The following is a 13,869-nucleotide window of genomic DNA, read 5'->3' as shown; positions in this document are numbered from 1 at the left end:
CCGCGTCAGCCCTGACGAGGCACGCCCTTGGCAAGCAGGTAGACGAGATACGGCCCGCCGAGCAGTGAGGCGAACAGGCCGACAGGCAGTTCGTACGGGAAGGCCGCCATGCGCGACAGCCAGTCCGATATGGTCATCAGCAAGGCGCCCAGAAGCATCGCCCCGGCAAGATGAATGCGTGCGCGCCAAAAGCCGAGGAGCCGGGCAAGGTGTGGCGCGATCAGGCCGACGAAGCTCAACGGGCCGACGATCAAAGCGGCCAGCGCGGTCAGGAGCGCGCTGACGACGACCAGCATCAGCCGCCCGCCGGCTACGGGTACGCCAAGTCCGCGCGCGCTGTCGGCCCCGAGCGGCAGGATGTCCAGCCAGCGCGCGGCAAGAAAAAGCGGCAGCGTCAGTGGCAACAGGCAGGCCAGTGCAACGGCTGCGTCCAGGGCGGTCGCCTGGCCGGTCGAACCGCTCAGCCAGCGCAACAGCACATAGGACTGTGTATTGCCCATCGCGATCGTCGCGGTGATCAGCGCGCTGCACAGTGCGCTCATGGCAATGCCGGCAAGCAGCAATCGGTCGGCGCCGAACTTTGCCTTGGCGGCGATGGCCAGCATGGCGGCCAGTGCCGCCAGTGAGCCCGCGGCCGAGCCGGCGAGCTGCCAGCCGAGCCCGGTCGTTGCGCTGACCGTCAGCACGGCGGTCAGACCGGCGCCCGCGCCGGTGCCGACGCCAAGCACTTCGGGGCTCGCCAGAGGGTTGCCGGTAACGCGCTGGATGACCACGCCCGCCGCCGCGAGCATCGCGCCGGCGGCCGCGGCCACGCCGACACGCGGCGCGCGCCAGGAGACAAGATCGGCCAGCAGGTCGCAGCCGGCGATCGACCACCCTGCCGGTCCGCGCCCGACCACGAGGGCCAAGGCGGCGGCAAATGTGAGCGCAAGCAAGACGAGGATGATGAGCCACGGACGGCGGGCCTTGCGCGGCGTCACGCCATTGGAACCGAGATGCGGCCATTCGAACATGCGCAACCGCGGCAGCAGCCACAGCAGCAGTGGGCCGCCCAGAAGCGCGGTTCCCGCGCCGGTCGGAATACGCTCGCCGCCGGAGCCGGCGGCCAGCTGGACCAGCCCGTCCGTCAGCCACAGCAGTACCGCGCCGATCAGCGGCGCGGCGATCAGCTTCTGCCGCAGGGTGCGCGCGCCCGAAAGCATGGCGAGCGCCGGCGCGGCAAGGCCGACGAAACCAATGACGCCGATCTGCGCCGCGACCGTCGTTGCCATCCATACCGCAAGAGCGATGATGAGAAAGCGGCTGGTGTGGCGGGCAACGCCAAGGCCGCGAGCCGAGGCGTCGTCGAGGCCAAGGATGGTCAGCGGCCGCAGCAGCATCAGCGCCGCGGCGGCGCCGGCCGCCAGCCTGATCGTCAGCGCGATGGCCGGTCGCCAATCCTGCTGCACCAGCGACCCGCCGCCCCAGATGAACAGCGAGAACAGGTAATCGCCATTGGCGAGGATCAGCGCGGCGCTGACGGAACTCGCGGTCAGCGCCACCATCATTCCGGCGAGCACGACCGACACCGGCTCCAGCCCGCGCCGCCAAGTCAACGCCAGCACCAGCAGCACAGCGGCGGTGCCGCCGGCAAAGGCCACCAGCCCTTGCGATCGCTCCATCAGCAACGGCGCGTAAAGCGAGGCGAGCGTCATCGCCAGTTGCGCGCCGCCCGAAATGCCGAGCGTCGATGGTTCCGCCAGCGGATTGCGCAGCACATGCTGCAACAGCAGGCCGGACAGGCCGAGCACGGCGCCCGCCAGCACCGCTACGACGGCGCGCGGCAGCGAGCTGTAGAACAGGATGACATGGCGGAGATCGCCCGGCACCGATGCCGGCTGCTGCATGCCGACGCTCCATGCGAACAAGAGTGCGGCCAGCCCCGCGAGCAGGCCCCATAGGATTATGGGCGACAGCGCGCCGCCGATGGTGCGGTGAGGTATCTCGCTTCGGGCCACAGCGCGCTCCGTCACGAAGCATGACCCGCAAGCGCCGCCGTCGCCAGCCGCGCGAAGCGGCGCGCCGACGGCAGGCAGCCGAAATGGTTGATCGCTTCGAGCACCGCGACGCGGCCTTTGCTCACGGCCGGCAGCGCGTTCCACAACGCATTGGTGGGAAGCGAGCGCCCGACATCCGCCGGCAAGGGCGAGACGATCAGGATGGAGGCCTCGGGCACCCGCGCCAGCGCCTCCAGGCCAACGGGTGCTGCCGCGCTGTAACTTGTCTCTTCGGACCAGGCATTGACCAGGCCGAGCCGCGTGAGCACGTCACCGAACATGGAGTCCCGGCCGAAGGCGCGGAAGTGCCTGGAGTCGCCGAGGCTGATGACAAAGACCGGCCGTGCGGACCTGGTTGGCATGGCGGCGCGACGCCGCGCTATGTCGTCGGCGGTTTCGTCGACGTAACGCTTCGCTTCGGCCGGTCGTCCGAGCTTTTCGCCCAGGGCCAGCGTCGCTGCCTCGGCGAGTGCGTAGGGCGGCACTCCGGCCTCGTAGACGGTTTGCGCGAACACCGGCGCGATGCGCTCCAGAATCGGGCGTTGGTACTCGTAGAAATTGGAGATGACGATCAGGTCCGGCGCGACGATGCGCAACAGCTCGTAGTTGGGCGTGCCGCGCAGTCCGAGATCGGTCACGGATTGGGGAATTGCAGGCTCGACCGCAATCCTGCGGAACTGGATCAGTTCGGCCGCCGCCGCCGGCTCGATGCCGAGCGCCAGAAGCGTTTCCAGCATGCCCCAATCGATCGCGGCAACATTTGTCGTCGTAGTCCTGCCGGCAACCGGCGGCAGCAAGGCCGCGGCCGTTAGCGCAAGCACCTGCCGTCTGTTGGGCGGATGGATCATCGCCGGCGGGTTCGGTCCATGATTACCAACTCGTGTGCGCCTTCAGCTTGAAGGAGCGGCCTTCGCCGTAGGAGCAGGTGAGCGTTGTCTGGCAGCTCGACACATAGGTCTTGTCGAAAAGGTTGGTGATGTTGAGGTCGACGCCCCAGTTCTCCTTCTCGTAGCCGAGCTTCAGGTCGGCCAGCGTCACCGCCGGAACCTTCGCCGTATTCTCATTGTCTGCCCATGAGGAGCCGATATAGCGCAACCCGCCGCCAATCGAGATGCCGTCATACCAGTCGCCACGGAAGGTGTAATCGACCGATGCGGAAGCCATCACTTCCGGCACGATGAAAGGCGTCTTGCCGATGAGCGCCGGGTTGGCGTCCTTGGTGATGTCGATGTCGTAAGCTGTGAATGCACCGGTAACCCGGAAATCCTCCGTCACGTTCACCTTGCCTTCGAGTTCGACGCCGCGTGAACGCACCTCGCCGGTCTGCATCTGGGTGAAGGGAGTGACATTCGACGGCACGTTCTGGCGGGTCAGGTCGAACAGCGACAGGGTGAACAGGCCATCGATAAAAGTCGGCACGTATTTCACGCCGACTTCGTATTGCGTGCCCTCTTCCGGCTTGAACAGATTGCCCATCGCATCGGTGCCGATGATCGGATTGAAGAAGGTGGCGATGCTGGCATAGGGGGTTACGCCGTTGGCAAACTCATAGGCCAGGCCGGCGCGGCCGGAGAAATCGCCAACCGTGCTGCTCTGCGTGCTGGAGCCCGCCGAGTAATAGGTCGGGCGGTTGTCGGCTTCGAGCCAGCCACGGTCGTAGCGGCCGTTCAGCGTCACCAGCCAGCCGTCGCCGAAGCGCATTTGATCCTGTGCATAGAAGCCAAGCTGTTTCTGCGTCAGGTCCTGATTGAGATAGCTGACGCGAGGTGTCAGCGGCGAACCGTACACCGGATCGAAAGCGTCGATTGGATTGTCATAATTGGGATCGTAGAGGCCGGACGACTGTACCTGGTCGATGTTGTAATATTTGAAATCGACGCCAGCGAGGATCGTATGTTCGATCGCTCCGGTCGCCACCTTGCCTTCGATCTGGTTGTCGGCGAGGAACGTCTTGGCCGTGGTGTCATGATCGAAATTGATCCGCGCCAGCTCGGTCGGCCCTCCGATCGTTGACCAGCCGTTCGGATAGACGCTGACCTCGTTGATGTCGGCGGCGGTGAAACGGGCGCTGGAGCGAACGGTCCAGTCATTGTCGAACGTGTGCTCGAACTCGTAGCCGAGGGAGCCCTGTTCGCGCTTGTAGAGATCGATGCTCGGCTCCGTGAAGTTCGCATCGGGATCGATGCGGCCATAGTTCACGCCGCCGACAATGTGATCGACCACGGTGCCATCGTAGGGCAGGAAGCTGCCGCCATTATGGTTCTCGTCGATGTGGCTGTAATTGGCCAGTATGGTTAGCGTGGTCGCTTCGTCTGGCTTCCAGCTAATGCTCGGCGAGATGAAGCCGCGCCAGCCGTTCTGCAGGTCGCTGTAGGTATCGCCGCCGGCGACCTTGCCCGTCATCCGGTAGCTGACCGTGCCGTTGCTGGCGACATCGCCGATGTCGAAGCCGAGATAGACATTGCCGGCATCGTTGATGCCGGTTTCGACATAGCGCGTGCGTTCGAAATCCGGGCGCTTGCTGACATAGTTGACCAGGCCGCCCGGATTGCTGCCGCCATAAAGCACCGAGGCCGGCCCCTTCAGCACTTCGATGCGCTCAAGGCCGAAGCTGTCGACATAGAAACCGCCGAAACCATAACTGAACAGCTGGAGGCCATCCATGTAGGTGCCGGTGGCCGTTGCATCGAAGCCGCGAATGTACATCCAGTTGGTGTCGCTGTCGGGACCGAAGGGTTGGGCAAAGACGCCGGCGGTGTAGCGCAGCGCCTCGTCAGCTTTCTGTGCACCCTGATCCTCGATCTCCTGCCGTCCGACCACTGAGACGGATTGCGGGACCTCCTTGATGTCGGTCGCTGTCTTGGAGCCGGTTCTGGTTGTCTTGGCGACGACGCCGTCGACCGGCCCGGTCGCGCTGTCTCCGGCCTCGCCCTCGACCACGACCGGTTCGAGCTGGGTGCTGGATTGCGCCGTCTGCGCGAACGCCGGCATTGGCGGGATCGTCGCGGCAGCGGCGACGCCAGCCGCCAGAAGCGCCTTGATCCGGTAAATTCTGCTCATCAGGAAAGTCCCCGCCTGTCGTCGTTGAGATACTTGATGGTTTACCTCAACTTATCAACGGGTCATTGGACTGATTTGGGCGGCTTGTCCATTCTTGTCCAAACCACTGATATCGCGGTGCCGTGTTGCGGAAATGTCACCGGCGGCCGGCGCTCTTCATCCACGCACCCGGGGTCAATCCGACCACGGACTTGAACACGCGGGTAAGGTGCGCCTGGTCGAAGAAGCCGGTGGCCTGGGCGATGTCGCCAAGCGAGGCAGCCTCATGCGCCATCATCGCCTTTGCCCTGTCGATCCGCGCCTGCATCTGCCAGCGATGCGGCGGCACGCCCGTTGCTGCCTTGAAGGCATGGCTCATCGCGGTTTCGGACAGGCCGGTCAGCGCGGCAAGATCAGCAAGGCGGATCCTGTCCAGGCAGTGGGCGTCGATGTAATCCGTGACGAGGCGCAGTTTGCGGCGGGGCAGGGGCGACCGGCGCCTGGCGGCACTTGGCCGGTCTATCTGGAAAAGGCATGCGAACAAGGCGTTGAGCAGACCTTCGCCATAAAGATCATGCAGGTTCCACTCGCTGCCGCATTCAGCGGCGATAAGCCCGGCAAGCGTAGCGATCCGATCATCGCGAAACTGGAGGCGCGATATCTGCAAGGCATCGCGATCGAGGCTGCGGCCGAAGCGGCGGGTCAGTGTCGCCGCGTCGAAATGAAGGTCGAGATGCCTGATCCGTTTGAGTCCTTCGACGCGGCCGCGGATCGGCACCCCGGCCGGTATATAGGCTATGGAAAACGCTTGGTTGTGGCGGCGCGGTTCGCCCTGGGCGCCTTCGACGACGAAGGCACCGTCGCCGTCGATATCGAGAGCGACGAACAGCCGGGGGTCGGGAGAGACGTAATAACCCTCGGCATTGTCACCGCATGAGACATCCCAGAGGTCGGCGACGACGCCGTCCCAGACGTGCCATTTCAGCTCGCCGATCACGGCAAATCCCTGAATCCGGCTCTCCATGCGCGCGACGAAGGTCAATTCTGCTTATCCCGGGCATAAACATGATAGAAAAGATCATGTTTATGCCCGGTCAGCGACAGCACCGCAAGCCCTTGCGTTCGAAGGTCGTGCTGAACCGACGCCGCTGCTGTCGGTCAGCGCAGCCTCAGACGCTTTCGAGATAGGTCTCGATCTCGAAGTCGCTGACGTTGAGCGCGAACGTATTCAGTTCCTGGCGTTTGCAGGCGATGAAAGAGTGGCGCAGGATCGCCGGGAAGATCTCCGCCACATGCGTCCCGCTTTCAAAGGCCGCGATCGCGGATGCCCAGTCCGGCGGCAGCTTGGCCGGGGCAAGGCCTTGCCCGTCGTTCCCGGTTGGGTCGCCCGGTGACATCTGCCTTTCGATGCCGACCAGTGCCGCGCCCAGTATGGCGGCAAGCACAAGATAGGGATTGGCGTCCGCTCCCGACACGCGATGCTCGATCCGGCGCGCACCAGTCGGGCCGCCCGGAATGCGGATCGCGACCATGCGGTTCTCGTAACCCCAGGCGACGGCGGTCGGCGCGTAGGATCTCGGCCGGAGCCTGCGGTAGGAGTTGAAATGCGGCGCGAACACCAGCGTGCTCTCGGCCATCGCCGCCAGCAGTCCGCCGACAGCGTGGCGCATGATGCCGGAGCCCTGGTCGGTGCCGTCGTCGAAGACGTTGCGCCCGTTGGCGTCGACAAGGCTGAAATGGACGTGGAAGCCGTTGCCGGCTCGGTCGCCATAAGGCTTGGCCATGAAGCAGGCGGCAAAGCCGTGCTTGCGGGCAATGCCCTTCACCGTGCGCTTGAACAGGACGGCGTCGTCGGCCGCCCGCAGCGCGTCCGCGACATGGTTCAAATTGATCTCGAACTGGCCGACGCCGTTCTCGGCAATGGCGGTATCGACGGGAATGCCTTGTGCTCGGCAGGCTTCGTAGATGTCGTGGATGAAGGCCTCGAAGTCGTCGATCTCGTCGATTGACAGTGCCGCGTCGGAATCCAGACGCCGCCCGGTGACCGGCGAGACAGGCCCGACCGGTCGCTGCGATTGCGGGTCGACAAGATAGAATTCGAGCTCGGTGGCGGCCACAGGCGTCAGGCCCAAAGCCTTGTAGCGGTCGAGGATACGGGCCAGTGCCCGCCGGGGATCCCCGAGATACGGTGCGCCGCCTTCGTCGGCGAGCCAGAGCGGGATGAGGGCGGTCGGATGCGCCGTCCAGTTCACCGGAAGGATGCCGCGGCCGGTCCATTGGCACAATCCGTCTGCGTCGCCGGTCGAGAACACCAGCGCGTTGCCTTCGATATCCTCGCCCCAGATGTCCAGCCCGATCAGCGAATAGGGCATGCGCAGCTTGCCCTCCAGTGCCTTGCGCGCCTGCTCGACGGGGATGCGCTTTCCCCGCATGATGCCGTTGAGGTCGCACACCGCGGCCCTCAGGCTCTGGATGTCGTTTCGGCTCTCAAGCCAGCTCAGAACGTCCGCAATTGCATCGCCCAATTTCCAACCTCTGGTTTCGAAGGTGCCCGAGCCCTGATCGGCCGCGCTGTCCCTGGTAAAAATGGCTTGTGAGTTTTCGGGATCCATATCTGGCCGCAGCCGGATGTTTCCCTATTTATTCAAGTCATTAGCTGGGATGTCGGGAGGCATTTCAAAACCAGTTGCGCGATCTGCGACCGAAACATAGAGGCAAGAGCGTGGAAAGCCAAGGCTCGGCATCGGGCTTGGCGCGCGCAGGGTGAAGCCGGGATGCCGGCATCACTCTCGGGCATGCGCGGCCGTCGTGGGGATATGAAACGTCCCTATCACAAATCTTGACCTCCCCGCACTTGCACCTCTGGCCGCTCTCTGGCTTTTTGGGACACCCATCCGAGCGGACTGATTCGTCACGCCGCTCTGCGTCGATTGCCGTTTTGCGGTGTGATCGATCTGGCGGGGCGTGAAGCGCGAGCGACTGGCGAAGGAGAAGACGCATGGCCGAGTTCAAGAAGCCCGAGATCTCCGAGATGAGACCCAAGATCACCGTTGTCGGCGTCGGCGGCGGCGGCGGCAACGCCATCAACAACATGATCGCCGAGCAGCTTCAGGGCACCGAATTCATTGCCGCCAACACAGACGCGCAGGCGCTCACCATGTCCAAGGCGACGCGGCTGATCCAACTCGGCGCGCATGTAACCGAAGGGCTGGGCGCCGGATCGCTTCCCGAGATCGGCCGCGCCGCGGCCGAGGAATCGCTGGACGAGATCATGGACCATCTGGCCGGCACCCACATGTGCTTCGTCACCGCCGGAATGGGCGGCGGCACCGGAACCGGCGCCGCGCCGGTCATAGCCCAAGCGGCGCGCAAGGCAGGCATCCTGACGGTCGGCGTCGTCACCAAGCCGTTCACTTTCGAGGGCAGGCGCCGCATGCAGATGGCCGAAGAAGGCATCGAGCGGCTGCGCGAAAGCGCCGACACCGTGATCGTCATCCCCAACCAGAACCTGTTCCGGATCGCCGACGCCAAGACCACCTTCGCCGATGCCTTCGTCATCGCCGACCGGGTGCTCTATGCCGGCGTCAGCTGCATCACCGATCTCATCGTCAAGGAAGGCCTGATCAATCTCGACTTCGCCGACGTCAAATCGGTGATGCGCGGCATGGGCCGCGCCATGATGGGAACCGGCGAGGCGTCAGGCGATAGCCGGGCGATGAAGGCGGCGGAAGCCGCCATCGCCAACCCGCTGCTGGACGAGATGTCGATGAAGGGCGCCAAGGGCGTGCTGGTCTCGATTTCCGGCGGCCGCGACATGACCCTGTTCGAGGTGGACGAGGCCGCCACGAGGATTCGTGAAGAGGTCTATGAGGACGCCGACATCATCGTCGGCGCCATCTTCGACAAGAGCATGGAAGGCCGGTTCAGGGTTTCGGTGGTGGCCACCGGCCTCGACCGTGGGCTCGGCGTGGAAGATGCCGATGCCGGCATGGCGCACGACCATTCCATGCCATTCGCGGCGCGGACGTTGCAATAGGCGCTGCTCGCCGGCGGCCTTGGCCGCTGCCGGGCACCTCGACGTCGCCGGCGCACCACCAAGTTCAGCCTGGACCTGATCACCCGAAAGCGGTTTGCCGAATGGTGCGATCCGCTCACCGGCGAACGCTGGGCGCCGCCGCTTCACCTAGACGGCGGCGACGGTGATCGGATTCCTGCGCTTTCGCTGCCGCTGTTACCCTGACCGGTGCCACGCCCGGTGTTCGCTCGTCCATTCTCGTTGAAAATCAGCGTTTGCAGGCGCTTGGCGCTTGACTCCGATGCGTCCATGTGAAAAATTTTGCAGAAACTGAAAAAAATATCAGAGGGCGGAACGTGGTTGGATTTGGAAACGGCCTCTTGCGCGATGATGAAACCGGCATGGCGGCACGCGCCGCCTGGCTTCATTACGCTGGCGGCCTGACCCAGTCCGAGGTTGCCAAGCGCCTCGGGCTGACCAGCCTCAAGGCCCACCGCCTCATCACCAAGGCCAATCAGGAAGGGCTGGTGAAGGTCTATATCGACGGCGAAGTCTCGGAATGCGTCGAGCTCGAGGACGAGCTGTCGCGCCGCTACGGCCTCGATTATTGCGAGGTGGTTCCCGATTTCGATTCCGAGGAGTTGCCGCTCAAGGCGCTCGGCATCGCCGGCGCGCAATTCCTCAAGCGTGAGATCGAACGCGGCGAGCAGGCGCTGATCGGCGTCGGCCATGGCCGCACGCTCGCCGCCTGCGTGGAATACCTGCCGCGCAGCTCGACAGACAAGATCCGCTTCGTTTCGCTGCTCGGCGGCTTGACGCGGAAGTTCTCGGCCAACCCGCATGACGTCATTCACCGCCTCGCCGAGCGCACCGGCGCCGAAGCCTATGTGATGCCGGTGCCAATGTTCGCCAACACGGTGGACGACCGCGCGGTGTTGCTGGGACAGAAGGGCATCAGCGAGGTTTTCGATCTCGCAAGATCCGCCGACCTTTTGTTTGCCGGCATCGGCACGGCCGAACGCGAAGCCTCGCTCGTCGCCACCGGCATGATCGAGAAGGGCGAGATGGAGGAGATCCGCCGCAATGGCGGCGTCGGCGAATTGCTCGGCCATTTCTTCGACGATGCCGGCAAAGCGGTGGCGACAACCCTTTCCAATCGGGCGCTGGCGCTGGCGCGCGAGGACATCGCCAGCCGCCGGATCGTCGCGGTCGCCGGCGGCAAGGTCAAGGTTCGAGCCGTCAAAGCGGTGCTGGAGGGCCGCTATCTCAAGGGCCTGATAACTGATGAGCGGACAGCGCGATCGCTCGTGGAGGAGACGCCAGTCGGGTAGCCGGCGTCGGTTCAGTTAAAACTACCCTGTGGAGGAGAAGACCAAATGCATGAGAAAGAGAAAGACCTCATTGACGCTTTCCTGCGCGGACAAGTCGACCGTCGTGGGCTGATCAAGGGCCTGGGTGCGATGGGCCTTGCCGCCGGCACGGCCGGTACGCTGCTCAATCTTGGGCAGACCCGGGCGCTGGCCGCCGACTTCGACTGGAAGGCGCACCAGGGCAAGACCATCAAGCTCCTGCTCAACAAGCATCCCTATGCGGATGCGATGATCGCCAACCTCGAAAACTTCAAGCAGTTGACCGGCATGAATGTCGTCTACGACGTGTTCCCGGAAGACGTCTATTTCGACAAGGTCACGGCCGCGTTGTCGGCGAGCTCGCCCGAATACGATGCCTTCATGACCGGCGCCTATATGACCTGGACCTACGGCCCAGCCGGCTGGATCACCGACCTCAATGAATGGATCAAGGATCCGGCCAAGACCAACCCCAACTATGCCTGGGATGACTTCCTGCCCGGCGTCAAGAACTCCTGCGCCTGGAACGGCAAGCCGGGCGGCGCTCTGGGGTCCGAAGACGCCAAGCAATGGTGCATTCCGTGGGGCTTCGAGCAAAACAACATCACCTACAACAAGGGGATGTTCGACAAGGCGGGCGTCAAGGTTCCCGGCAATATGGACGAGATGGTGGCCGCGGCCGCCAAGCTCACCAAGGATGTCGGCGGCGGCGTCTACGGCATTGGCGTGCGCGGGTCGCGCTCCTGGGCGACGATCCATCCGGGTTTCCTTTCGGCCTACGCCAATTTCGACCAGAAGGATCTGAACGTGTCGGCCGACGGCAAATTGTCGGCCGCCATGAACACCGCCCAGTCCAAGGCTTTCCACAAGCAATGGGTGCAGATGATCCAGGAAAGCGGTCCGAAGGACTGGTCGACCTACACCTGGTACCAGGTCGGCGCCGATCTCGGCGCCGGCGCCTCGGCGATGATCTTCGACGCCGACATCCTCGGCTACTTCATGAATGGCGGCGACAACAAGATGGCCGGCAAGCTTGCCTTTGCCGCCTTCAAGGCCAACCCGGAGGCCAAGGCGCCAACGCCGAACATCTGGATCTGGTCGCTGTCGATGTCCAACTTCTCCAAGGACAAGGACGCCACGTGGTACTTCATGCAGTGGGCCTCCGGACCCGAGCATGCTCTGTTCGGCGCCACCAAGATGGATTTCGTCAATCCGGTCCGCCAGTCGGTCTGGAAGGATGAGACGTTCCGCGAGAAGCTGAACAAGAGCTATCCCGGTTATGTCGAGATGTTCGACGCCTCGGCGCCGGGCGCCTCGATCAAGTTCACGGCGCAGCCGCTGTTCTTCGATCTCACCACCGAATGGGCGGCGACGCTGCAAAAGATGGTGGCCAAGGAAGTGCCGGTGGACGAGGGTCTCGATAAGCTGGCCGAAAGCATCAACGGCCAGCTCAAGGAAGCCGGCCTCGGCTAGATGTAATGGAGGACCGGCCAGCCTTGGCAGGCCGGTCCTCACCTGACCTTTTCAAGATTGCGACGCGGGGCCGTAAGGTGGCCGCCAATTCGCCCGACCGGCCGCCTTGCTCCCTTGGGCGGCCGGCAGGGCGGAGCGACAGGGACAACGGAGCAGCACGATGACTGCGGTGGTATCGCAAAGGCCCAAGCCCTCGGGCTTCAGGATCAGCAAGAGAGTGCTGCCCTACGTGCTCAGCCTGCCGGCTCTGCTGGTCTGCATCGGCATCCTGATTCCGTTCCTGACCTCGGTCGTCTATTCCTTCCAGCGCTATCGGCTGAGCCAGCCCTGGGCGCGGCAGTTCAACTGGGGCGACAACTACATCTCCTTCTTCACCGATCCGAAGTTCTGGAACACGCTCAAGATCTCGCTGCTCTATGCCGGCACCACGGTGGTGCTGGAACTGCTTCTCGGCCTGGCCATCGCGCTGCTTTTGCAGAAGCGATCGACCCTGAACAACTTCATCTCGATCATGCTGCTGATGCCGCTGATGACGGCGCCGGCACTGGCCGCGCTGATGTGGAAGCTGATGACCAATCCCGGCTTCGGCGTGCTGAGCTATCTTGCCAGCCTCATCGGCTTACAGGACTTCCGTTGGGCCTCGTCGCCGTCGACGGCTTTGTTCACCGTCGTTCTCGTCGATATCTGGGTCTACACGCCCTTCATCATGATCCTGCTGCTTGCCGGCCTGCGCAGCCTGCCGACGCAGCCCTTCGAGGCCGCGGCCCTCGATGGCGTGCCGAGGAGCTTCGTCTTCTTCCGCATCACGCTGCCGATGCTGACGCCGTATATCCTGACGGCGACTTTGTTCCGCCTGCTCGATTCCATCCAGCAGTTCGACATCATCTACGCCATGACGCAAGGAGGACCGGGCGACACGCTGACCGTCTTCCAGGTCGAGGCCTATCTCAACTTCTTCCAGTCGACCAATGTCGGCCGCTCGGCGGCGCTGATGATCATCCTGTGGGCGATCACCTATTTCCTCTCCAACATCTTCATCAAGAACTGGCTCAGGCTGCGCGAGCGCGCCCGTGGCCAGGCATAGGAGGAGGCAGCCATGGAACACACCTCCTTGCTTGAACGCACCCTGCGCGGCGCGGCACTCACGCTGGTCGTGATCTTCTTCATGTTCCCGATCGTCTGGATCCTGATGATGTCGTTCCAGACCAACGAGACCATCCTGCGCATTCCGCCGCAGCTGGTCTTCGAGCCGACGCTTGCCAACTACACCGCGCTGATCACCGGCAAGCTGACGACCGCCGCCGGCACGCTCGACATCGCCTTCATGCGCAACCTGTGGAATTCGGTGTTCCTGTCGGTGACCTCGGTCGCGGTCTCGCTGCTGCTCGGCGTCCCGGCGGCCTACGCCTTCGCGCGGCACAAGTTCCGCGGCTCGGAGGACATCGCCTTCACGCTGCTGTCGTTCAGGTTCGCGCCGGCCCTGCTGGTGCTGTTGCCGCTCACGCTCTATTTCCAGAAGCTCGGGCTGGCCAACACCTATATCGGTCTGATCTGGGTCTACCAGCTGATCTGCCTGCCGCTGATCCTGTGGATCGTGCGCGGCTATTTCGAGGATATTCCGGCCGACATCGAATATGCCTATCGCATCGGCGGCCATTCCTGGTTTGCCACCTTCCGCAAGATCGCGCTGCCGCTCGCCGGCCCCGGCATCGCCGCTGCCGGCCTGCTTGCCTTCATCTTCGCCTGGAACAATTTCGTCTTCGCGCTGGTGCTGGCCTCGGCCGACAAGCAGCCGGTGACGGTCGGCGCGCTCGCCTTCATCACCTCCTCGGGCATCCAGTACGGCCAGATCTCGGCGGCCATCGTCCTGTCGATCACGCCGACGCTGGCGCTCGCCCTCTATGCACAGCGCTATCTGGTCGAAGGCCTGTCGCTCGGCGCGGTGAAGGGGTAGTTC

10 protein-coding genes are annotated in these 13,869 nt (G+C 63.9%); 5 read left to right on the top strand and 5 right to left on the bottom strand.

The window, feature by feature from the left end:
• Positions 1 to 5: 5 nt before the first annotated feature.
• The 5 genes from fhuB to FJ443_RS06580 all read right to left on the bottom strand — a co-directional run bounded on the left by fhuB (position 6) and on the right by FJ443_RS06580 (position 7,600).
• Positions 6 to 1,997 (bottom strand): Fe(3+)-hydroxamate ABC transporter permease FhuB, encoded by a 1,992-nt coding sequence (fhuB, locus tag FJ443_RS06600; RefSeq protein WP_210239600.1) that lies wholly within the window; start codon positions 1,995 to 1,997, stop codon positions 6 to 8.
• Between the two features lie 11 nt (positions 1,998 to 2,008).
• Entirely contained in the window at positions 2,009 to 2,857 is an 849-nt protein-coding gene (locus FJ443_RS06595; RefSeq protein WP_224656005.1) for an iron-siderophore ABC transporter substrate-binding protein, read from the bottom strand.
• A gap of 49 nt (positions 2,858 to 2,906) precedes the next feature.
• Positions 2,907 to 5,096, bottom strand: a complete 2,190-nt coding sequence (locus tag FJ443_RS06590; protein ID WP_140663180.1) for a TonB-dependent siderophore receptor — start codon at positions 5,094 to 5,096, stop codon at positions 2,907 to 2,909.
• Between the two features lie 136 nt (positions 5,097 to 5,232).
• Entirely contained in the window at positions 5,233 to 6,117 is an 885-nt protein-coding gene (locus FJ443_RS06585; protein ID WP_181165159.1) for an AraC family transcriptional regulator, read from the bottom strand.
• 127 nt (positions 6,118 to 6,244) lie between these two features.
• Entirely contained in the window at positions 6,245 to 7,600 is a 1,356-nt protein-coding gene (locus FJ443_RS06580) for a glutamine synthetase family protein (RefSeq protein WP_140514618.1), read from the bottom strand.
• Between the two features lie 473 nt (positions 7,601 to 8,073).
• Here FJ443_RS06580 and ftsZ point away from each other — a divergent pair, with 473 nt between their 5' ends.
• From ftsZ to FJ443_RS06555, 5 genes are all read left to right on the top strand, one after another.
• On the top strand, positions 8,074 to 9,111 hold the full coding sequence (ftsZ, locus tag FJ443_RS06575; RefSeq protein ID WP_140497755.1) for a cell division protein FtsZ: 1,038 nt from the start codon (positions 8,074 to 8,076) through the stop codon (positions 9,109 to 9,111).
• A gap of 335 nt (positions 9,112 to 9,446) precedes the next feature.
• On the top strand, positions 9,447 to 10,421 hold the full coding sequence (locus FJ443_RS06570; protein ID WP_181165158.1) for a sugar-binding transcriptional regulator: 975 nt from the start codon (positions 9,447 to 9,449) through the stop codon (positions 10,419 to 10,421).
• A gap of 45 nt (positions 10,422 to 10,466) precedes the next feature.
• Positions 10,467 to 11,912 (top strand): extracellular solute-binding protein, encoded by a 1,446-nt coding sequence (locus FJ443_RS06565; protein WP_140497757.1) that lies wholly within the window; start codon positions 10,467 to 10,469, stop codon positions 11,910 to 11,912.
• A gap of 160 nt (positions 11,913 to 12,072) precedes the next feature.
• Positions 12,073 to 12,996, top strand: a complete 924-nt coding sequence (locus FJ443_RS06560) for a sugar ABC transporter permease (RefSeq protein WP_013896837.1) — start codon at positions 12,073 to 12,075, stop codon at positions 12,994 to 12,996.
• Between the two features lie 12 nt (positions 12,997 to 13,008).
• A complete protein-coding gene (locus tag FJ443_RS06555; protein ID WP_140497759.1) occupies positions 13,009 to 13,866 on the top strand; it encodes a carbohydrate ABC transporter permease in 858 nt (285 codons plus the stop codon).
• Positions 13,867 to 13,869 lie beyond the last annotated feature (3 nt).

This window comes from Mesorhizobium sp. B2-6-1 (assembly GCF_006440475.1).
In the GTDB taxonomy this organism is placed as follows: Bacteria; Pseudomonadota; Alphaproteobacteria; order Rhizobiales; family Rhizobiaceae; genus Mesorhizobium.
This window is presented reverse-complemented; position numbering and strand designations above follow the sequence as displayed.

What these genes read in the sequence shown, in the direction of transcription:
- ftsZ (WP_140497755.1), top strand. Translation starts at nt 8,074, where the DNA reads ATGGCCGAGTTCAAGAAGCCCGAGATCTCCGAGATGAGACCCAAGATC.
- FJ443_RS06555 (WP_140497759.1), top strand. Translation starts at nt 13,009, where the DNA reads ATGGAACACACCTCCTTGCTTGAACGCACCCTGCGCGGCGCGGCACTC.
- FJ443_RS06590 (WP_140663180.1), bottom strand. Translation starts at nt 5,096, where the DNA reads ATGAGCAGAATTTACCGGATCAAGGCGCTTCTGGCGGCTGGCGTCGCC.
- FJ443_RS06560 (WP_013896837.1), top strand. Translation starts at nt 12,073, where the DNA reads ATGACTGCGGTGGTATCGCAAAGGCCCAAGCCCTCGGGCTTCAGGATC.
- FJ443_RS06565 (WP_140497757.1), top strand. Translation starts at nt 10,467, where the DNA reads ATGCATGAGAAAGAGAAAGACCTCATTGACGCTTTCCTGCGCGGACAA.